This window comes from Nitrosovibrio tenuis (assembly GCF_900109785.1).
GTDB classification, from domain to species: Bacteria; Pseudomonadota; Gammaproteobacteria; order Burkholderiales; family Nitrosomonadaceae; genus Nitrosospira; species Nitrosospira tenuis_A.
In genome coordinates, this window is the sequence record NZ_FOBH01000003.1 from 13,796 (window position 1) to 34,900 (window position 21,105).

General features: G+C 53.1%; 15 protein-coding genes. 11 read left to right on the forward strand and 4 right to left on the reverse strand.

Annotation, left to right across the window (positions count from 1 at the left end; all coding sequences use genetic code 11):
- Positions 1 to 449: 449 nt before the first annotated feature.
- From ovoA to BMX00_RS04925, 8 genes are all read left to right on the forward strand, one after another.
- Positions 450 to 2,603: a 5-histidylcysteine sulfoxide synthase gene (gene ovoA, locus BMX00_RS04890; protein ID WP_245727725.1), complete on the forward strand. Its 2,154-nt coding sequence runs from the start codon at positions 450 to 452 to the stop codon at positions 2,601 to 2,603.
- Positions 2,600 to 3,844, forward strand: a complete 1,245-nt coding sequence (locus tag BMX00_RS04895) for a MalY/PatB family protein (RefSeq protein WP_245727741.1) — start codon at positions 2,600 to 2,602, stop codon at positions 3,842 to 3,844. Before ovoA ends, BMX00_RS04895 begins: the two co-directional genes overlap by 4 nt.
- Positions 3,841 to 4,746 (forward strand): DMT family transporter, encoded by a 906-nt coding sequence (locus BMX00_RS04900; RefSeq protein ID WP_090827787.1) that lies wholly within the window; start codon positions 3,841 to 3,843, stop codon positions 4,744 to 4,746. Before BMX00_RS04895 ends, BMX00_RS04900 begins: the two co-directional genes overlap by 4 nt.
- Positions 4,747 to 4,972: 226 nt before the next feature.
- Complete coding sequence (locus tag BMX00_RS04905) at positions 4,973 to 7,255, forward strand: cyanophycin metabolism-associated ABC transporter (protein WP_090828198.1); 2,283 nt, start codon at positions 4,973 to 4,975, stop codon at positions 7,253 to 7,255.
- Positions 7,252 to 7,725: a cyanophycin metabolism-associated DUF1854 family protein gene (locus BMX00_RS04910; protein ID WP_090827789.1), complete on the forward strand. Its 474-nt coding sequence runs from the start codon at positions 7,252 to 7,254 to the stop codon at positions 7,723 to 7,725. The genes BMX00_RS04905 and BMX00_RS04910 overlap by 4 nt, the downstream gene beginning before the upstream one ends.
- A 613-nt stretch (positions 7,726 to 8,338) precedes the next feature.
- Positions 8,339 to 10,639, forward strand: a complete 2,301-nt coding sequence (locus tag BMX00_RS04915; RefSeq protein WP_218141491.1) for a cyanophycin synthetase — start codon at positions 8,339 to 8,341, stop codon at positions 10,637 to 10,639.
- Positions 10,636 to 13,203 (forward strand): cyanophycin synthetase, encoded by a 2,568-nt coding sequence (gene cphA, locus BMX00_RS04920; RefSeq protein WP_090827791.1) that lies wholly within the window; start codon positions 10,636 to 10,638, stop codon positions 13,201 to 13,203. Before BMX00_RS04915 ends, cphA begins: the two co-directional genes overlap by 4 nt.
- A gap of 558 nt (positions 13,204 to 13,761) precedes the next feature.
- Positions 13,762 to 13,983 carry a dodecin family protein gene (locus tag BMX00_RS04925; RefSeq protein WP_090827792.1) on the forward strand — a complete coding sequence of 74 codons (222 nt, stop codon included), beginning with the start codon at positions 13,762 to 13,764 and terminating at the stop codon, positions 13,981 to 13,983.
- A 97-nt stretch (positions 13,984 to 14,080) separates the two neighbouring features.
- Here BMX00_RS04925 and clpA read toward each other — a convergent pair whose 3' ends face one another.
- Together clpA and clpS are read right to left on the reverse strand one after the other, a co-directional pair.
- Positions 14,081 to 16,339: an ATP-dependent Clp protease ATP-binding subunit ClpA gene (gene clpA, locus BMX00_RS04930; RefSeq protein WP_090827794.1), complete on the reverse strand. Its 2,259-nt coding sequence runs from the start codon at positions 16,337 to 16,339 to the stop codon at positions 14,081 to 14,083.
- Between the two features lies 1 nt (position 16,340).
- Positions 16,341 to 16,649, reverse strand: a complete 309-nt coding sequence (gene clpS / locus BMX00_RS04935) for an ATP-dependent Clp protease adapter ClpS (protein WP_090827796.1) — start codon at positions 16,647 to 16,649, stop codon at positions 16,341 to 16,343.
- Between the two features lie 299 nt (positions 16,650 to 16,948).
- Here clpS and cspE point away from each other — a divergent pair, with 299 nt between their 5' ends.
- Complete coding sequence (cspE, locus tag BMX00_RS04940; protein ID WP_090827798.1) at positions 16,949 to 17,152, forward strand: transcription antiterminator/RNA stability regulator CspE; 204 nt, start codon at positions 16,949 to 16,951, stop codon at positions 17,150 to 17,152.
- 101 nt (positions 17,153 to 17,253) lie between these two features.
- On the opposite strand, the gene icd is transcribed toward cspE, so the two are convergent.
- Positions 17,254 to 18,507: an NADP-dependent isocitrate dehydrogenase gene (icd, locus tag BMX00_RS04945; RefSeq protein ID WP_090827801.1), complete on the reverse strand. Its 1,254-nt coding sequence runs from the start codon at positions 18,505 to 18,507 to the stop codon at positions 17,254 to 17,256.
- A gap of 350 nt (positions 18,508 to 18,857) precedes the next feature.
- Between icd and BMX00_RS04950 the strand changes: the two genes are divergently transcribed.
- Positions 18,858 to 19,304: an NUDIX hydrolase gene (locus BMX00_RS04950; RefSeq protein WP_090827803.1), complete on the forward strand. Its 447-nt coding sequence runs from the start codon at positions 18,858 to 18,860 to the stop codon at positions 19,302 to 19,304.
- Between the two features lie 5 nt (positions 19,305 to 19,309).
- Positions 19,310 to 20,398, forward strand: a complete 1,089-nt coding sequence (gene mnmA, locus BMX00_RS04955; protein ID WP_090827805.1) for a tRNA 2-thiouridine(34) synthase MnmA — start codon at positions 19,310 to 19,312, stop codon at positions 20,396 to 20,398.
- Between the two features lie 9 nt (positions 20,399 to 20,407).
- On the opposite strand, the gene BMX00_RS04960 is transcribed toward mnmA, so the two are convergent.
- Positions 20,408 to 21,016, reverse strand: coding sequence for a glutathione S-transferase (locus BMX00_RS04960; RefSeq protein ID WP_090827807.1), 609 nt, complete (start codon positions 21,014 to 21,016; stop codon positions 20,408 to 20,410).
- Positions 21,017 to 21,105 lie beyond the last annotated feature (89 nt).

Genomic DNA, 21,105 nt, shown 5'->3' on the forward strand with positions numbered 1-21,105 from the left:
GCTCTTAACAGTGGCATCTTTTGAGCGCGGGCAGGCGTCAAACAAAGACCCAAGCGGAGAGATTTTGCAGCGAAATAACGAAGAAAGTGGGCATTTGAGGAACTCGCTCCCGTCATCGTAATCGAATCCCGCAACGCTGCTCAAGCGTGTCAGCAGCGTGTCGGGTCAAAGCATCACCCTGCATGAGCCATGTGCTTTTGCGTGCAGCCGGCCGCACGGAGCCATCGGAATTATTCATAAATTCTTACCCCGGCTTGACGCATTTTGATTGCATTATGCATACTCTGCCTCTTCGACTGGGTACCGCTAAGTCCCTATTCATGCTGATGTTATTCGATTGGCTAATTTACAGAGGTAACGTATCAGGTGTTACACTTCGTCTGATTTAATTTTGGGACAACTCATATCCGAGGTTGAATATGAATTTGAATGATGCACGAAAAATTATAATGCCCGCCCACTCTGCTTCCGAAGATTCAACGCTGCACGCGTTACCGAAACGGGTTTTTCCAAGAACCCCTGATCTTTCAGGGAGTAATGTTGAGGCGAAGCGTGAGGAGATACGACGCTATTTTCACGCTACGCTTGATCGCTACGAGCAACTTTTCGAAACTTTGCAAGGTGAAGAAGCCTATTTCAAAAAACCTATCTCCTTGCGCCATCCCCTCATCTTTTATTTAGGTCATACGTCCACTTTCTTCACTAACAAATTGATGCTTGCGGGGCTGATTAAGGAACGAATCAATCCCAAGATGGAATCCATGTTTGCAGTGGGCGTCGACGAAATGAGCTGGGATGACCTGAACACTACTCATTATGACTGGCCCTCCGTTGACGAAGTGAGGGCTTACCGTCTCAAGATACGGAACACTGTTGACCGGATCATCAGTGAGGTGCCACTGAGCTTGCCGATTGGTTGGGACAGCCCCTGGTGGACAATCATAATGGGCATCGAGCATGAGCGCATCCATCTCGAAACGTCCTCAGTGCTGATCCGTCAGCACACACTCGAACACGTCAGTGCTCACCCGGCCTGGAGACCTTGCGGAAAATCCGGACAGGCGCCCCAAAATCAGCTAATTCATGTTGCCGAAGGCACCGTATATCTTGGTAAGAATAAAACTGATCGCACGTATGGATGGGATAATGAATATGGCAGTCATGTAGCGGAAGTTGCGGCTTTTCAAGCCAGCAAATACCTAGTCAGCAATCAGGAATTCCTCGCCTTTATCGATGCAAACGGCTACGGCACAGAGAGTTTCTGGGAAGAGGAAGGTCGCGCCTGGCGATGTCATACTCGGGCGGAATATCCCACTTTCTGGATCAGGCAAGGCGCTGAGTGGCGCTTGCGGCTCATGACCGAAGAAATACCCATGCCGTGGGATTGGCCGGCAGAAGTGAACTATCACGAAGCAAAAGCCTTTTGCAACTGGAAAGCGGCAACAAGCGGCCAATCGTTCAGACTGCCAACGGAAGACGAGTGGTATCGACTCTATGACGTAGCCGGATTATCCGACGTACCTCATACCGAACAAGCCGCAGGGAATATACATTTTGATTATTTTGCCTCGAGCTGCCCGGTCAATGAATTCCCTCAGGGGGAATTCTATGACGTCGTGGGGAACGTGTGGCAGTGGACGGAAACGCCGATCTATCCCTTTGAAGGTTTCGATATCCATACGCATTATGACGACTTCACGACGCCGACTTTCGATGGTCGGCATAATCTCATCAAAGGCGGTTCCTGGATTTCTTGTGGTAATGAGTCGCTGAAGAGCGCGCGCTATGCATTCAGACGTCATTTTTTTCAGCATGCCGGATTTCGCTACGTGGTGGGCGATACAGCAGTCGTCCAGCATGATTCCCACTACGAAACCGACAAGCTGCTCTCCGAGTACGCTGAATTCCATTATGGTGACAGATATTTTGACGTGCCAAACTTTCCAAAGTCACTGGCTGAACTGGCTATTGCCGCCATGGGCGGCAAACCATGCCGCAAAGCGCTCGATCTTGGCTGTGCTTCCGGGCGTGCAACTTTTGAGCTGGCACGGCGGTTCGATGAAGTGACCGGTATCGATTTCTCGGCCCGTTTCATCGGACAAGGTGTCCAGCTTGCCGGAACGGGCGTGTTGCGCTATACGCTGACGGACGAGGGTGATCTTGTTGTTTATAGAGAGCGTACGCTGACGGGACTCGGCCTGGATGCTGTCAGGCACAAAGTAGCGTTTTATCAGGGCGATGCATGTAATCTCAAGCCCCTCTTTACCGGTTATGATCTTATCCTGGCAGCCAATCTGATTGACCGTCTTTATGATCCCGCCAAGCTGCTCACATCCATTCACGAGCGACTTAACCTGGGGGGGATTTTGCTGTTGGCTTCGCCTTATACCTGGCTGGAGGAACATACCAAGCGGGAAGCCTGGATTGGTGGGTTCAAGCGTGATGGCGAAAGCTTTGGAACGCTGGACGGCCTGAACGAGGTTCTGGGTGATCGTTTCAAACTGATTCAGGGGCCGAAGGAAGTGCCGTTTGTCATCCGTGAGACCCGGCGGAAATTTCAGCATACGCTATCAGAAGTGACAATCTGGGAGCGAGTTGCTTGAGCTCAGGCCAGGTTTGCCGATATGATTTCAACAGCATAATCAGTCGTACCGGTACCGCCAGCCTCAAATACGACGGCCGCCAGGGCATGTTCGGCGCCCCGGAGGTTGTTCCTCTATGGGTAGCAGACATGGATTTCGCTGCGCCGCCGGCCGTGACCCAGGCGCTTGCCAGACGTGCCGCCCATCCTGTGTATGGGTATACGATCTATCCCGACAGTTTGTACGAATCCTTGATAGCCTGGTTGAGGCAGCGCCATGGCTGGGAAGTACACCGCGACTGGATCGTGATGTCCCCTGGTGTAGTGCCATCGCTGCATGCCGCTGTAATGACGTTCGCCGGGGAAGGCGCACCGGTTATCGTACAACCGCCGGTATATTTTCCTTTTTTTTCGTCCGTCACCAGCACTGGCAGAGAACTGATACATAATCCATTGCGCCTGGGGAAAAGCGGGTATACGATCGACTTCGACCATTTCGAGTATTGCGCAGAGAGAGCCCGGTTGTTACTGCTATGTTCGCCGCATAACCCGGTTGGCAGGGTGTGGAACAGGCAGGAACTGGGCCATATCCTTCGGATCGCCGGAAAGTACGATCTGGTGATCTTCTCCGACGAAATCCATGCCGACCTGGTCTACCCCGGGAATAAACATCATGTGCTTTCGATGATGGCGCAAGCGGACCCCGGCAATGTCGCCGTCATTACCGCTATCGCGCCCAGCAAGACATTCAATATTCCCGGACTCAACCTTTCCGCTCTTATCGTGCCCGATGCCGGGTGTCGAAAAAAATTGATGCGGACATTCGACTCCATGCATGTCAGTGCATCCAATCCCTTTAGTATTGCGGCGTTCGAAGCAGCCTACAGGGAGGGCGGGGGGTGGTTGGATGAGTTGCTGGTTTATCTTGCGTGCACACGGGATCACGTTCGGGATTATCTTGCTGCCCACCTCCCGGAAATCGGGCTCGTTCATTCGGAAGGCACATATCTGCTCTGGCTCGACTGCCGCGCGCTGAAGCGTGAATGGGGAATAAATGATGCACAGCTCAGGCATTTCTTCATTCATGAAGCTGGCGTAGGCATGAGCCCCGGCACGCTGTTCGGCGAGGCGGGCAGCGGCTTCATGCGTATGAATATCGGCGCACCGCGCCAGGTCATCGAAACGGCGCTGGAAAATATCAGGAAGGCAAAGCTGGGAATGGCTTCACCTCAGGGCTTGAGGAAGCTTCGGCCTGATGCATGAATGCGGCGTCGCGTTCCCGTAGCGGCTGGATTGCGGTTTTTGCCACGTTGTGCATCTGGACCGGTTTCATCCTCGTCACCCGCCATGGGGCTACCGGTACGCTTACCAGTTGGGATATTGCAACGCTGCGTTTCGGCGTAGGCGCGCTGATTGCCGTCGTTCTACTGCCGCGCATCACGCTGCCGCCGCTCAAGGTGATCGCGTTATTTTCGTGTTTTGGCGGCATCGGTTACGCTATTGTCGTGTATGCCGCATTCCGTATGTCACCTGCTGCCCATGCTTCTGTTCTGCTGCCCGGCACGCTGCCTTTTGCGACTGCGGTCATAGCATGGCTGTGGTTTGGCCAGAAGCCATTGCCGTCCTACCGCACCGCTCTTGTCGTTGTCGTTGCCGGGGTCATACTGACGGCGGCTGATTCCTTTTCACGAGGTCCTCAGCTTACCCGCACGCAAATAACCGGCGACCTGCTTTTTCTATGCGGCTCATCGTCGTGGGCGGTGTTTACACTGCTGCTTGGCCGTTATCCTGTGCAGCCGCTTGCCGCAACGGTAGCCACTACATTGGGAAGTGCCGTGGTTTACCTTCCTATCTGGTGGTTATTTCTGCCCACCAAGCTCACACAAGCGCCTATCGGCGAAATCATCACGCAAGCACTATATCAGGGTGTACTGGTGGTCTTTGTCGCAATGCTGCTCTATAGCTTCGCAGTAAGTCGCCTGGGCTCCCACATCGTAGCTTTGCAGATGGCCTTTGTGCCCGTCATTTCGGCGCTCGCGGCTGTGCCTTTGCTGGACGAGCAGATATCTTTGGCTACCTGGGGAGGACTGCTCGCGGTGACCGTAGGGGCGGTATTAGGCGGGCGCGCATCTCATGGAAAGAGAGCGGAGTATGAATGCAAGTAATATATATCCTTCGATAAGTGCATAATGTATTCGCCGGAACCGTTGGGCTAGCCCTGCGCGATTGCACCATTCGCGTCGGCGCCTTTTGCGCGTCCTTCCGGCAAAGCCGCTGTCGTGCGCACGCGCGCGTTATTCAGACGTTGCCTCAATATACCTGACGCTCTACACTGAAATGATGCAAGACTCCGAGTTTTCCCTGGCTTCCCCAGCTGTTGCCTTGCGAGGCATGTCGCCGGCCATGCCACCCGTATGGGCCAACCGCGTTGAATCAGAGCTTATGGATGGAGAACAGGTGTTGGCCTGGCTTGAAACTGATCTCAGTGCCCAACTCTATTTCGTACCGGGGTTTGTGCTTGTTACGAGCAAGCGTTTATTGGCCACGACAGAGAGGGAAGGCGTTTGGCAGGGATGGTTCTATCGGCCCGGAATAAGGCTTGTGCGCCATGACCACCTGGGGGTAGGAAGCCTCGAGCTTCTTGATGAGAATTCGCTGCTTGCCCGTTGGCGCTACACGCTCGGCAATGATGTAGCAACTGGCCGCCTGATCGAGCATTTTATGCAGCAGCTCGACTATCAGCTCACCGGGGAGCCGCCTCCCGCGCCTGTTCTTTCTTTATGTCCCAAATGCCAGAGGGTACTCGATGCTCCGTTATCGCCTGGCCAGGAAGAATGCGCGGTATGCAGCAGCGAAGCGGCTACGCCGCCCTCGACATGGACACTGTTTCGCTTATGGCGTTTCGCCAAGCCCTACAAGGGTCGGCTGCTAGCCGGTTTTCTCCTGACATTGGGCAGTACCGCCGCCACAATGGTGCCGCCGTATTTAACCATGCCGCTGATGGATAACGTGCTCATCCCCTATCAGAATGGCAAACCGATCGATGTCGGTCTCGTCACATTCTATCTGACCGGCCTGCTTGGCGCGGCATTAGTGGCGTGGGTGTTGGGATGGTCGCGAACTTATCTGTTGGCGCTGGTTTCAGAACGTATCGGCGCCGATCTGCGCACTGCTACCTACGAGCACCTTCTCAAACTTTCGCAACAATACTTTGGAGGTAAGCGCACGGGTGACCTGATGGCTCGCATTGGCTCGGAAACTGATCGCATCAATGTTTTTATATCGGTGCATCTGCTGGATTTTGCAACCGATGTGCTGATGATCGTCATGACTGCCGTAATCTTGGTTTCTATCCAACCCTGGCTTGCGCTCGTGACCCTGTTGCCCCTGCCGGTCATAGGCTGGCTGATCCACCTGGTACGCGACAGATTGCGCACCGGATTCGAAAAGGCTGACCGCGTCTGGGCCGAAGTGACTAATGTGCTTGCCGATACCATCCCCGGCATGCGTGTGGTCAAGGCCTTTGCACAGGAAAAGCGTGAAGCGGCGCGCTTCCGTAAGGCTAACCAACACAACCTCGAAGTTAACGACCGGGTCAATAAAGTATGGTCGCTTTTTACGCCAACGGTGACACTGCTTACTGAAGTCGGGCTCCTGGTGGTGTGGGTTTTTGGTATCTGGCTCGTATCGAACGATGAAATCACGGTTGGCGTGCTCACCGCATTTCTCGCCTATATCAGCCGTTTCTATCTAAGGCTTGATTCGATGAGCCGCATCGTTTCGTTCACGCAGAAAGCAGCGGCCGGCACCAAGCGAATTTTTGACATTCTTGACCATATTTCCAGTGTGCCGGAACCGGTAACCCCCGTACATCTGCCGGTTGTCGAGGGTCGTATAGAGTTACGCGGTGTTGGATTCCGTTACGGTACCCGCACTGTGACCAGGGATATCAGCGTCACCATCCAACCGGGCGAGATGATCGGTCTTGTTGGCCATAGCGGCTCAGGGAAGAGTACTATTGTCAACCTGATCTGCCGCTTCTATGATGTTACCGAAGGAGCGATATTACTGGATGGGATCGACATTCGCTCATTGCCGGTCGCCGAATACCGCAAGAACATCGGTCTGGTGCTCCAGGAGCCTTTCCTGTTTTTCGGGACGATCGCCGAAAACATCGCCTATGGCAGTCCCAATGCGAAGCGGGAGGAGATTATTGCAGCGGCCCGCGCTGCTCACGCCCACGAGTTCATCCTGCGCCTCCCGCATGGGTATGATTCTTTGGTTGGCGAGCGTGGTCAGGCTCTTTCGGGTGGCGAACGCCAGCGTATCTCCATTGCACGCGCGCTACTTATCGATCCACGCATCCTGATCCTCGACGAAGCCACCTCCTCCGTTGATACCACCACGGAGAAAGAAATTCAGAAGGCTCTTGAAAATTTGGTGCAAGGCCGGACTACTATCGCGATCGCCCACCGTTTATCCACACTGCGGGACGCCACCCGGTTGATCGTGCTCGATCGTGGCAGCATTGTTGAGATTGGCAACCATCATGAGCTGATGGCGCGGGAAGGCCACTATTATCGCCTCTATCAGGCTCAGGCGCGCAACGTGGATACCGAGGATGATTTGCGAGGCTCAAGGCTTGAGCATAAAGCGGCGGGGGTTCGCCAATGATCGATCAGCCCGGTTACCTGCTAAGCCAAAACGCCTTCGGACGCCTGGTGTTCACCGGGAAGGATGGTGAGGCGCACGAGGGTATAGTCCCGGTCCGCGCATTTCCTATTACGGCCCCCGATACCGGCATCGCGCTGGTCGACCAGCATGGTCATGAGTTGGCGTGGATAGACCGGCTGAGCGATCTTCCGGACGCGCTGCGCACATTGATTGAAAGAAATTTGATTAGTCGGGAATTTGGCCCTGAAATCAAACGCATCCAGAAAGTTTCCAGTTTTGTCACGCCGAGCATCTGGCATGTGGAAACTGACCGTGGCGAGACAGCTTTCATACTCAAGGGTGAGGAAGATATTCGTCGGCTCACCGCTCCAACGTTGCTGATCGCGGACAGCCACGGTATTAATTTTCTCATTCGCGATCGTTTTGCCCTCGATCATCACAGCCGTAAAATTCTGGACCGCTTCCTATAAAGCCAATCTCCGGTTTGCTGCCCGACAACTGCAGAGGGCGGGATCTGGTCTGAGCCTTGACGGCTATCGAAGCTGACACCGTTTATTGCCTATGAGCTCTGTCGCTACACGGCGACAGATAATATGTAGGGTTTTCAACGGGTTGTCGCTCATCCGGAAATCCATGTTAACAAGCGACGACACCTTGTCTTCGGTTTCCTTTTGAAGTTTTGCTAAGTCATTGCTTTATTGGGTGAATTTTTCTGGCATGACATATGCTTGAGCTTTTTCGATATGCGCTATTTTCTGAATGTAGCCCGGGTCCTTAATGGGCTAACGCCTTAATTTTTTTGGATAGGTGCACGGCCGTAATAGCGAACGCGAGTTTGCCAATTGTCCGGCAAAAGGATCACTACTAGCTCGATAAAACAAGTTCAGATATCTAGTAGTAAGTAGACAGGCCAATCTAGGGGTGGTCTGGCTTGAGCGCGCGCAAAGGGTATTCAATTTGAATATGTGACGACTTAAGCTGCCGGTGCGCAATCCATTTTTGAGAAGCAAATTTATGACGAGGCTGTAAACCAATTCATCTGAGCCGCGTTAATTCCACTTCGTCTACTCTGTACGACCATGTATGCTAGCCTGCGCCAACGCGAATACTGATCATATCAATAGAAAAGATCTCAAATTTCTTGAGGTTCGCCATCTGAATGGTCCGAATATGTGGACCTACTACCCTGTTCTCGAAGCCGTTGTCGACATCGGAGAACTTGAAGACTTTCCGTCCAATGTAATTCCCGGTTATTACGATCGGCTGTCATCATGGCTGCCATCTCTGATTGAACATCGCTGCAGTTATGAAGAGCGCGGCGGCTTCCTGCGCCGACTGGAGGAGGGAACATGGCCGGGTCATATTCTCGAACATGTAACCCTTGAATTGCAAAATCTAGCGGGTATGCCCGCAGGCTTTGGCAGGGCTCGTGAAACCTCCATACGCGGCGTCTACAAAGTGGTGGTCAGCGCCTGGGATGAACATATTGCATATAGCGCCTTATTGGCGGCGCGTGAACTCATGCTATCGGCAATGGAGTTGCAACCCGGTAACAAAACCTATGATGTCAAGGGTGCCATTGAGCGCCTGCGCGATATGGTCGATTCGCTCTGGTTGGGCCCTTCTACGGCATGTATTGTTGATGCCGCCGCAAACCGCAAAATTCCGGCCATCCGCCTTCTTGCCAAAGGTAATCTTGTACAACTCGGCTATGGCGCTTGCAGCAGACGTATTTGGACAGCCGAAACCGACTGCACCCCGGCGATTGCCGAGAGTATCTCGCGTGACAAGGATCTCACCAAGACACTGCTCCGGTCTTGCGGAGTTCCTGTCCCTGAAGGTCGTATGGTCACTAGCGCGGAAAACGCCTGGCAGGCTGCCCAGGATATTGGTTTGCCGGTCGTCGTTAAACCCTGCGATGGCAACCATGGACGGGGTGTTTTTATTGAGCTGACAACGCAGCAGGAGGTTGAATCGGCTTATCGTGTAGCAGTCGAAGAGGGCGATGGTGTATTGGTTGAACGTTTTATCCCTGGTACCGAGCACCGGCTGCTGGTTGTTGGCGGCCGCCTAGTTGCTGCTAGCCGGGGTGATTCGGTATCCGTTACCGGCGACGGTAAATCAACCATTGCGGCGCTGATTAGCGACCAGATCAATTCGGATCCGCGTCGCGGAACGACCGAGCATCATCCACTTAATACAATTAGCCTGGACAGTGCAGCACGGATGGAGATAGCCCGTCAGGGCTTCACCAGTAACTCGATCCCCACTTTAAATCAGAAAGTTCTGATTCAGCGCAACGGTAATCATGCATTCGACGTTACCGATGAAGTGCACCCAAGCATCGCGGCAACCGCCGCGCTAGCCGCGCGTATTGTCGGCCTGGATATTGCAGGTATCGATCTTGTCGCTACCGATATCTCGCGCCCTCTCGCTGAACAGGGAGGCGCGATCGTCGAAGTCAACGCCGGCCCTGGTCTGCTGATGCATATCAAGCCCGCCGTTGGCATCCCCCGCCCGGTTGGTGAAGCCATTGTCGATCATCTCTTTCCCAGTGATGACGATGGCCGTATTCCCGTTGTAGGGATTACCGGCAGCTATGGCAAAACTACAGTAGCACGCCTTGTAGCCCGGTTGTTGATCCTTTCCGGGAAGCACACGGGCCTTGCCTGCAGTGACGGGTTCTATCTCGACCACAGGCAAGTCCAGAAGGGTGATCACGCCAAATGGGAAGCGGCCAACCGCATCTTGAGGAACCGCTCGGTTGAAGCAGCGGTGTTTGAGAACGGAAGTGACATCATGCTCAGCGAAGGACTGGCGTACGACCGTTGCCAAGTCGGCGTCGTAACTAATGTTGAGTTAACCCGGCATTATGGGCGCTACTATATCGAAACTCAGGAGCAGGTTTTCAAGGTATTGCGCACCCAGGTAGACGTAGTGTTGCCGGGCGGTACGGCCGTGCTCAATGCCCGGGAGCCGATGCTCGTGGAAATGGCCGCGTTATGCGACGGCGAAGTCATCTATTTCAGCCTTGATCCCGACTTGTCTTCCGTCGTCGAGCATCGCGCACAAGGTTCGGGTAGCGTCAAGGGTAAGCGCGTCGTAATCGTTCGCGGCGGCGAAATTCTGCTTGCCACCGGCTCGGATGAGGTATCGCTCGCCAGCCTGGCATCCATTCCACTGCCCGGCGGCGCGCATGCGGTTCTAGAGATCGAAAATCTTTTAGCAGCGGTCGGCGCCGCCTGGGCGCTTGGTATTCCGCCTGCTCTTATACGTGCTGGAATCGAAACCTCCGCTCCATTTAAGCTACAAGCATCCAGTTGCATGAACGACATATGTCAAGCTTCCGGATCCAACGAGAAACGCAGGAGAAACCATCAATGAGAGTATCACGCATCCGCGCACTGCGCGGCCCTAATTTGTGGAGTCAGCGTACAAGCATGGAGGCGATCGTTTCCTGTGGTGAAACGGAGCTTGCCATTGACGAACTGCCCGCTTTCGCGGCCCGGCTGCGTGCACGCTTTCCGGAAATTTCCTTGACGCAGCCAATTGGCCGTTACCGGGCTGTGGTGCATGCTTTCGAGCGTGCTGCCCTTGCTCTGCAAGTGCAGGCTGGGTGCCCGGTAACCTTCAGCCGCTTGGTGAAAACGCTGGAACCCGGCACTTACCAGGTTATTGTCGAGTATAGTGAAGAGCTGGTTGGCCGGCTCGCTCTTGAGCTTTCAGAAACGTTATGTCGTTCAGCACTCGATGACGGCCCGTTTGATCTGGCTGATGCGTTGGGCCGCTTGCGCGAACTGAATGAAGACATACGCCTTGGGCCGAGCACCAGTGCAATTGTCGAGGCTGCCATTGCGCGCGGTATTCCCTTCCGCCGGTTGACCAACGGCAGCCTGGTCCAATTTGGATGGGGTAGCAGGCAATGCCGCATACAGGCGGCCGAAACCTCTCTAACGAGTGTCATTGCCGAGTCGGTCGCGCAGGATAAGGAGCTGACTAGGATGCTGCTGCGGACCGCCGGTATTCCGGTTCCCTGTGGTCGGCCGGTAGCGAATGCCGAGGATGCATGGGCCGCTACTCTCGAAATCGGCGGTCCGGTTGTCGTTAAGCCGCGAGACGGCAATCAGGGCAAGGGCGTAGGCGTCAATCTTACGAGCCGCGAGCAAGTGGAATCAGCTTACGCGGTAGCGGCTAAAATCAGCGGTGCAGTCATAGTCGAGCGTTATATTCCCGGCCATGACCATCGTATATTGGTGGTCGGCAACAAGCTGGTCGCTGCTGCGCGGCGCGACCCGCCTCAAGTAACCGGTGATGGCGTACACAGTATCAGTCAACTGGTGGCGCAGATCAACAGTGACCCGCGGCGCGGTGAGGGGCACGCTACTCTATTAACGAAAATCAGTCTTGATGAAATTGTACTTGCTCATTTAGCAACCCAAGGCTTGACCAAAGAATCGATACCGGCCAAAAATATGCGTGTTTACCTGCGCAATAATGCCAATCTTTCTACTGGCGGAACGGCTACCGATGTCACTGATGACGTTCATCCCGAGCTTGCCGCACGCGTAGTGACGGCCGCGCAAATGACCGGCCTCGACATTTGCGGTGTCGATGTCGTTTGCGACAGCGTATTGCATCCCCTCGAAGATCAAGGCGGCGGCGTCATCGAAATTAACGCCACCCCGGGTTTGCGCATGCATCTGCAGCCTTCGTTCGGCAAAGGCCGCGCGGTGGGCGAGGCAATTATCGCCAATATGTTCAAGGATGGAGAGGATGCGCGCATCCCGGTTATCGCGGTAACAGGCACCAATGGTAAAACCACTACAGTCCGTCTGATCGCCAGCATTCTTGGTTGCAGCGGACTGCGTGTCGGGATGACCAACACCGACGGGGTCTATGTCAATGACCAGCGCATCGATAGTGGCGATTGTAGCGGCCCCAAGAGTGCAAAAAACGTCCTTTTTCATCCTGATGTCGATGCCGCGGTACTGGAGACGGCGCGTGGCGGGATACTGCGTGAAGGGCTGGGCTTCGACCGGTGCCACGTTGCAGTGGTCACTAATATTGGCATGGGCGACCATCTCGGCCTTTCACACATCAATACGGTTGAGGATCTGGCTGCAGTCAAACGAGTCGTCGTGCAAAATGTTATGCCCGATACCGGTATTGCCGTGCTTAACGCGGCGGACCCGCTGGTGGCCGGCATGGCTAGCCACTGTCCCGGCTCGGTTACCTTCTTTGCTCGCGATGCCGATCACCCGGTAATAGCCAAGCATCGTTCGCAACGCAAACGCGTTGTCTATCTTGACGGTGATTCGATTGTCGCCTCCGAAGGCGGTGTCGAGCATCGGATATCGTTAATTGGAATCCCCGTTACGCAAAATGGAACGGTCGCATTTCAGATCGAGAACGCGATGGCCGCTACTGGCGCGGGCTGGGCGCTGGGCCTCGATTGGGAGATCATCCGCGCCGGTCTGGCAAGTTTTGTGAATGACTTTCAGACGGCACCAGGCCGTTTCAATCTTTTCAAGCATCGTGGCGCTACGCTAATTGCCGATTATGGTCATAACGCGGACGCGATCCGCGAACTTGTGCGTGCAATCGATAATATGCCTGCCAAATGGCGTTCAGTCGCTATCAGCGGTACAGGCGACAGGCGTGATGAAGACATCCGCAGGCAGACCGAGATACTGGGGGACGCTTTTGACAAGGTGGTGATTTACGAGGGCCCGGACCAACGCGGCCGTCCCGATGGGGAAGTGCTTGACCTGCTGCGACAGGGTCTGGAGAACGCGAAGCGTACCCGTGAAGTCAAGGAAATCTACGGCGAACTCGTAGCCATCGATGCTGCCTTCGCCGGCCTGAAGGCTGGCGAGCTATGCCTTATCCTTATCAATCAAGTGGAAGAGTCGCTCAGATACATTACCAACAGGGTAACCGCCGGCTGATGCGTTGACCCGTACACTAACGTATTGACCATTTGTGAAGCCGGACCTGAACATACAGTACGCGCGACCTGCTCGCCATATGGCCTAACGTCGCGAAAGCGGAGGTTGACGCGCTGGTTTTATGCTTTGTCGGTTTTACACGCGGCAATTACTTCCGTCCGGTATCTTCACTCTCATTCATCATCCTTCTCAGCGGAAAATCGGATATTTTTATGAGAGAGGCCCAGAAAAGGCAGCGAGCTGTGCCATAAAACTGTAAATGGATTTTTTATTAGACCTATAAATGAGTCTCGTGTAGACGCCGGAAGCGCGGGCGCGGCTTTTTCCTCATGCCACCCCGTCCCCTCCCTTGCGCGGCCCTCTTCTATCTTATTATGCCCGCTACGGGATCGAGCAGGAGAGCGCAGCGCTAACAAGGATGAGAATGGAGGCCCTTGCAATTTACGCGGGCTGTTCTAAACTGCATTCACCAGGCGGACTTACGTATTGTGCGAAGCAGCGGCGATGGCTTGCTTAGCGGTTCGTTTTTATCTCTTATCCACAAGAAGGAGAACGATGATGTCAGGAGATAGCGTTTATCGAATTACCGAGATAATCGGAACCAGCAAGGTTTCTTGGGAAGACGCTGCTAAAAATGCGGTCGAGACTGCCTCGAAAACTTTGAGGGATCTCAGGGTTGCAGAAATAGTAAAGCTTGATATGGTGGTTGAAGAGGGGCAGGTCGTTGCATATCGCGCACGCGTGAATCTGTCTTTCAAGTACGAGACTACGGGCAAATAGCGGGGCCTAATAGAGCAGGCTTGCCCAATCCCAAGAGTTGCCTGCTAAAAAAGAAAAGGCGCATTCGCGCCTTTTCTTTCATGTTCGGTCACCTTGCTTATACAGCAGCCGCCGCTTCTTCCTCAAACTGAAGCTTTACTTTGTTATCGGAGCCTATGTCCACGGTTACTTTGCCACCGTTGGCCAGACGTCCGAACAGCAACTCATCCGCCAAAGCACTACGAATAATATCCTGGATGAGCCGAGCCATGGGCCGAGCGCCCATGAGAGGATCGACTCCATTCGCGGCGAGATATTCTCTCAGCGCATCAGTAAACGTGGCTTCCACCTTCTTTTCATGCAGTTGTGCTTCAAGCTGCATCAGGAACTTGTCCACTACCCGTAAAATAATGTCCTTATCCAGCGATGCGAAGGAAATAATCGCATCCAGCCGATTACGGAACTCAGGCGTGAACATGCGCTTGATATCGGCCATCTCGTCGCCAGCCTGGGCTGCCTTGGTGAAGCCCATGGAAGCTTTGGTAAGCGCTTCGGCGCCTGCGTTGGTGGTCATGATGATCACGACATTGCGGAAATCCGCCTTGCGGCCATTGTTATCGGTCAGAGTGCCGTGATCCATGACCTGCAGGAGAATATTGAAAATATCAGGGTGAGCTTTTTCAATTTCATCCAGTAGTAGGACCGAGTACGGCTGCTTGATGATCGCCTCGGTGAGTAAACCACCCTGATCAAAACCGACATATCCCGGCGGTGCGCCGATCAAGCGGGATACCGCATGCCGTTCCATGTATTCAGACATATCGAAGCGGTGCAAGTGAATGCCCAGCGCATAAGCGAGCTGCCTTGCCACCTCGGTTTTGCCGACCCCGGTAGGCCCGGAAAACAGGAATGAGCCGACTGGCTTTTGTGGATTGCCCAATCCGCTTCTCGCCATCTTGATGGCCGCTGTCAGCGCATTGATGGCCTTGTCCTGGCCGAACACCACTGCTTTCAGATCCCGATCCAGCGTCTTTAGTGTATTCCGGTCATCGCTTGAAACATTTTGTGCCGGAATACGTGCGATCTTCGCGATAATACTTTCGATCTCGTGCTTGCTGATAATTTTGCGCTGCCTTGATTTGGGCAGGATACGCTGTGCTGCGCCGGCTTCGTCGATCACATCGATCGCCTTGTCCGGCAGGTGCCGGTCATTGATAAAGCGAGCCGATAATTCGGCCGCAGTGCTCAGCGCAACCGCCGTGTACTTGACGCCGTGATGCGCCTCATAGCGAGCCTTCAGGCCGCGGAGGATGGCAACCGTCTGATCCACGCTCGGCTCAGGCACATCAATTTTTTGAAAGCGGCGGGACAAGGCATGGTCCTTTTCGAAAATCCCGCGGTATTCACTGTAGGTGGTAGCGCCGATGCATTTCAACTGACCCGTATTAAGTATCGGTTTCAGTAGATTGGACGCATCAAGCGTGCCTCCCGATGCTGCACCCGCACCAATGAGCGTATGTATCTCATCAATAAAGAGAATGGCGTTGGAATTGTCCAGTAGCTGTTTCAGCACGGCCTTCAGGCGTTGTTCGAAATCGCCACGGTATTTGGTACCTGCCAGCAGGGCGCCCATATCGAGCGCGTAAACCTGATGGTGGGCCAGAACCTCAGGCACGTCATTTTCAATAATTCGACGTGCCAGGCCCTCGGCTATAGCCGTTTTGCCGACGCCTGCTTCGCCAACCAACAGGGGATTATTCTTGCGGCGGCGGCATAGTGTCTGTATCAGGCGTTCCAGTTCCTGTTCCCGTCCGATCAACGGATCGATCTTGCCCGCAAGTGCCTGGGAATTCAGATTTACCGCATAACTTTCCAATGCGCCACCCGCACCCAATTCCTGCTCCGAATCCCCTTCGCCTTCTGTTTTTGCATTGCCCCCCTGTGGTACTTTACTGATGCCGTGAGAAATATAATTAACGACATCGAGCCGAGTTACACCTTTCTGGTGAAGGAAATACACTGCATGCGAATCCTTTTCCCCGAATATGGCGACCAGGACATTGGCTCCGGTGACTTCTTTCTTTCCCGAAGACTGGACATGCAGAATGGCGCGCTGGATCACACGCTGGAAACCAAGCGTAGGCTGGGTGTCCACTTCGCCAGTACCGCCAACTGTCGGGGTATTTTCCGTCACATGTTCGGTCAGAAGTCTGCGCAAATCGTCTATATCAACCGAACAGGCGCGCAGTACCTCGGCGGCGGTGGGATTGTCGAGCATCGCCAGCAACAAGTGTTCCACGGTAATGAACTCATGGCGCTTTTGTCGCGATTCGACAAAGGCCATATGCAAACTTACTTCCAATTCTTGCGCAATCATTTCAGGTTTCCTCCATCACGCACCGTAGCGGATGTTCATGCTTTCTCGCAAACGTAACCACCTGCTCAACCTTGGCGGTAGCCACATCACTGGTATAAACACCACATACCCCCGCTCCATCCATATGAACTTTGAGCATGATTTTCGTCGCCTGTTCGCGGTTCATGGAAAAAAAAGTCTGTAACACAGCAACGACAAAATCCATAGGCGTGAAATCATCGTTGAGCAAAATTACCTTAAACATTGGTGGCGGCTTGAGTTTACTCTTTTCAGCCTCCAGTACAACATCACCATGAGTTTCTGTAGCCATTTTACTGCCCAGCTTTCACCTTCTATAGCGTGAATAGAACCAAATTAATTTCTGTCTCTTACTGATATATTTGATGATTGCAGGCAAATATTCAAGTACCCCAAGCAAATTATTGCAAATTATTCTGTTGTAATTTGACAAAATAGTTACGTTGAGTACTTGACTTGAAAACAGGATTTAAGTAAAACACTCTTGGCGTTTGGCTTCAAGTTCTCTGCAGTACCGGTTACAGCCGTTTTGCGGTCTTGAAACTCAAACAGTGTTCGGGTTTCCGGCCCGTTTTTTTATAGGAAGTAAAAATGGCGACAGGTACAGTAAAATGGTTCAACGATTCCAAGGGTTTCGGTTTCATTACCCCGGATGATGGTAGCGAAGACTTATTTGCACACTTCTCTGCAATTAATATGTCTGGATTTAAGACTCTCAAAGAAGGCCAAAAAGTCAGCTTTGAGGTAACGCAAGGTCCGAAGGGCAAACAAGCATCAAATATTCAGTCGGTTTAATCATTTCTCGCTGGCGCGGCCAACCCGAAGTCAGTTAGTAATTACAGAATTATCGACGCCCCTTGCCAGGGATCCTGGCAAGGGGTTTTCTTTTTATTGGATCAGCTATCCATATGCTCAATCAGTGCCTGACCAAATGCCGAACATGAAACTTCCCGCGCGCCGGTCATTTGCCGTGCAAAATCATAAGTCACGATTTTGGCCTGGATAGTTTTTTCCATTGCCGCGATAATCAGATCGGCAGCCTCGTTCCATCCCATGTGCCGCAGCATCATTTCCGCCGATAAGATAATTGAACCCGGGTTTACCTGATCCTTACCGGCATATTTGGGCGCAGTGCCATGTGTTGCCTCAAAAATTGCTATCGAGTCGCTGAGGTTCGCACCCGGAGCTATTCCAATACCCCCGACTTGAGCCGCCAAGGCATCAGAAATATAATCGCCGTTCAGATTCAGCGTGGCGATCACATCATATTCCTGCGGGCGCAGCAAAATCTGTTGCAGAAAGGCGTCAGCAATCACGTCCTTGATAACGAGTCCTCCGTTTTCGGCAGGCAGCTTCATCCATGGTCCACCATCCAGCAAACTGGCTCCAAATTCTCGTTTCGCCAGTTCGTAGCCCCAATTTTTAAATGCCCCCTCCGTAAATTTCATGATGTTGCCTTTGTGCACCAGCGTGACCGAGCGGCGGTTGTTATCGATTGCATACTGTATTGCTCTGCGGACAAGTCGCTCAGTGCCCTCTTTCGATACGGGTTTGATGCCGATTCCCGATGTCTGGGGGAAGCGTATCTTGGTGACATTCATGTCCGTCGTTAAAAAGCCGATGATCTTTTTTGCGCTATCCGACTCGGCTTCCCATTCAATACCTGCATAGATGTCTTCCGAATTCTCGCGAAAAATCACCATATCCGTTTTTTCGGGATTCTTTAACGGACTGGGAACGCCCTGAAAGTAGCGCACAGGACGCAAACAAACATACAGGTCAAGCTCTTGGCGCAAGGCCACGTTAATAGAGCGAATGCCTCCCCCCACCGGGGTGGTGAGTGGACCCTTGATAGACACCACATATTCCCTGGCAGCCTGCAACGTCTCGTCCGGCAGCCACGCATCATTGCCATAAATATCGCGGGCTTTTTCGCCGGCATAAATTTCTATCCACGATATCTTTCGCTTGCCGCGGTAAGCTCTGTTTACTGCCGCATCCACCACTTTTTTCATGACGGGAGTAATGTCGACTCCAATACCGTCGCCCTCGATAAAAGGAATAATGGGATTATCCGGAACCTCCAGGGCGAAATCTGCATTCACGCGGATTTTGGCGCCTTCGGTTGGCGTCCTGATATGCTGGTACATGGTATCTCCCTAAATAGATAGCTAGAGTAAAATAGTAATGGTGGAGTTTTTCGCGGAGTTTGCGGTAATAAATAACAGACGTGTTATTTAAAATAAACACCTGAGCGAATAAAAATCTGTATATTTTACCCGCCTTTTAAAGAGATGGGCTAATGCGCTTAGGGCTGAGGCAGCAGGGTTGGGTTCCGCTGGAGTCCGGCCTTTTGCTGTTAATCAGGCCTTTTGTTTCTTGTGCCCATCGAAAAGATAAAGTGCAGTTCCAGTAGCTTACGTTGGTAGGGCGTTACGAATGCTAATGGGCCGCGTTTCTACTGAATGTCATTTCTGATAATCAAGCTGTATAAGGATTTATGATCTGGAAACCCAATGTCACAGTTGCAGCAATTATCGAAAACGAAGGGAAATACCTGTTGGTTGAGGAACAAACCAGTAACGGTATCCTCTTCAACCAACCGGCCGGCCATCTCGAGCCGAACGAATCGATCATTCAGGGCGCCGTTCGCGAAACTCTGGAAGAAACGGGCTACGTTTTTATTCCGCAATCTGTGCTGGGCATATACCACTGGCACTCCCGGGCTGACAACACCGTTTTCCTCCGCTTTGCGTTTATCGGTACTGTCGTCGGTCACGATCCGGGTCGCGCATTGGATGAGGGAATATTAAGCGCCGGATGGTTTGGCACGGATGAAATCCGCAAAATGACGTACTGTCACCGTAGTCCGCTTGTAATGAAGTGTATCGAAGACCATCTTGCGGGCAAGCGCTATCCTCTGGATATTCTTACGTATTGCGATTGAATACGATGAGCAAGGCGCGCGTGGTGGTCGGTATGTCTGGCGGGGTTGATTCATCGGTAGCCGCGTTGCTGTTAAAACAGCAGGGCTATGACGTGCTCGGCCTCTTCATGAAGAATTGGGAAGATGACGATACGGACGAGTATTGCTCATCCCGACAGGACCTGATCGATGCCGCCTCCGTGGCGGATATCATTGGCATTCCGCTGGAAGCAGTCAACTTCTCGGCAGAATACAAAGAGCGCGTATTCAGCCATTTTCTTGCTGAATACAAAGCCGGGCGGACGCCCAATCCGGATGTATTGTGCAACGCCGAGATCAAGTTCAAAGCCTTTCTTGAGCATGCGGTCGAGCTTGGCGCACAGTTTATCGCGACCGGGCATTATGCTCAGGTACAGGAACGGAATGGGATTTACCAGTTGCTGAAAGGCGAGGATGGCGCCAAGGATCAAAGCTACTTTCTCTACCGCTTAAATCAGGCTCAATTGTGCAGGACATTGTTTCCTATCGGCCACCTTTACAAGCGCGAGGTGCGCAAGATCGCGAAGGAGCACGGTCTGCCGAACTTTTCCAAGAAAGACAGCACAGGAATTTGTTTTATCGGCGAACGCCCGTTCAGGGAATTTCTAAGACGCTACTTGCCGTACGAGCCCGGAGAGATACGAACCCCAGGCGGTACAGTCATGGGCAGGCATGCCGGCCTGATGTACTACACCATTGGGCAACGGCAGGGATTGGGTATTGGCGGAACCAGAGCCGGTGATGGGGAGCCGTGGTTTGTGTCAAACAAGAATATGGCAAGCAATACACTGGTGGTCGTACAAGGTCACGATCATCCCGTTCTATTCCGGTCGTCTCTTACCGCGGTCGATTTGACCTGGATAAGCGGCCGGGCACCCCATTGCAACTGGGTTTACGCCGGCAAAATCCGTTATCGTCAACCTGATGCGCCATGTGCTATCACCCACATCGATCATGACAAATGCGAAATCGAATTTGCCCAGCCGCAATGGGCTGTAGCACCGGGACAATCTGTGGTGGTTTATGAAAGCAAGGTGTGTCTTGGGGGCGGGGTTATTACCGATAAAACGCCCTGAGCCGCCCCATTAGTCATGGGGGGTTGTTTCCATGAATGGCGGGCGCTTTTCCAGCCTTTCAAAAAGTTCTGCAAGATTGGATAAGTTGTTGCGCCATTCGATTTCAGGAAAACGAAACGCCAAGTAGCCCAGCGCACAGCCCAGGGCAATATCAGCGAGTGTATAGACATTACCGTCACACCATTTCTTATCACCCAGTTCGCGCGACGCCATTTCCAGGCCCCGCGCGACTTTGTTCTGTTGACGGGAAATCCATTCCTGACTTTGCTGCATCCCCTGGCGTTTGTGTTCCAGGTATACCGCCGCGGCGGCGTCACAGATACCATCGGCCAATGCCTCCCAGCGCTTTACCATGATTCGCCGCCGGTTGGATTCCGGGATCAGACGAGATACGGGATTGACGCTATCGAGATATTCGACAATGACGCGTGAATCGAACAGGCTGGTGCCATCGTCCATAATCAATACCGGTACTTTGCCGAGCGGGTTATAGTCCGGTACATGGCTATCCGCATTCCAGGGGCCATCCAATTCAAAATTGTAACCGATATGCTTTTCTGCCAAAACAATGCGCGCCTTGCGCACGTATGGGCTGGTGGTTGAACCAATAAGCTTCATGACAACCTCTGGAGGGGGAACAATTGTCAGTCGGCATTATATCGGCTTTCTCGGCGGTAGGGCATAGGGGCGGCGCATAGTCTGGGGTG

Bases quoted from the DNA above. Each gene is read 5' to 3' on its own strand.
- ovoA (WP_245727725.1), top strand. From the start codon at position 450: ATGCCCGCCCACTCTGCTTCCGAAGATTCAACGCTGCACGCGTTACCG.
- BMX00_RS04900 (WP_090827787.1), top strand. From the start codon at position 3,841: ATGAATGCGGCGTCGCGTTCCCGTAGCGGCTGGATTGCGGTTTTTGCC.
- BMX00_RS04905 (WP_090828198.1), top strand. From the start codon at position 4,973: ATGTCGCCGGCCATGCCACCCGTATGGGCCAACCGCGTTGAATCAGAG.
- BMX00_RS04910 (WP_090827789.1), top strand. From the start codon at position 7,252: ATGATCGATCAGCCCGGTTACCTGCTAAGCCAAAACGCCTTCGGACGC.
- BMX00_RS04915 (WP_218141491.1), top strand. From the start codon at position 8,339: ATGCTAGCCTGCGCCAACGCGAATACTGATCATATCAATAGAAAAGAT.
- cphA (WP_090827791.1), top strand. From the start codon at position 10,636: ATGAGAGTATCACGCATCCGCGCACTGCGCGGCCCTAATTTGTGGAGT.
- BMX00_RS04925 (WP_090827792.1), top strand. From the start codon at position 13,762: ATGTCAGGAGATAGCGTTTATCGAATTACCGAGATAATCGGAACCAGC.
- clpA (WP_090827794.1), bottom strand. From the start codon at position 16,339: ATGATTGCGCAAGAATTGGAAGTAAGTTTGCATATGGCCTTTGTCGAA.
- clpS (WP_090827796.1), bottom strand. From the start codon at position 16,649: ATGGCTACAGAAACTCATGGTGATGTTGTACTGGAGGCTGAAAAGAGT.
- cspE (WP_090827798.1), top strand. From the start codon at position 16,949: ATGGCGACAGGTACAGTAAAATGGTTCAACGATTCCAAGGGTTTCGGT.
- icd (WP_090827801.1), bottom strand. From the start codon at position 18,507: ATGTACCAGCATATCAGGACGCCAACCGAAGGCGCCAAAATCCGCGTG.
- BMX00_RS04950 (WP_090827803.1), top strand. From the start codon at position 18,858: ATGATCTGGAAACCCAATGTCACAGTTGCAGCAATTATCGAAAACGAA.
- mnmA (WP_090827805.1), top strand. From the start codon at position 19,310: ATGAGCAAGGCGCGCGTGGTGGTCGGTATGTCTGGCGGGGTTGATTCA.
- BMX00_RS04960 (WP_090827807.1), bottom strand. From the start codon at position 21,016: ATGAAGCTTATTGGTTCAACCACCAGCCCATACGTGCGCAAGGCGCGC.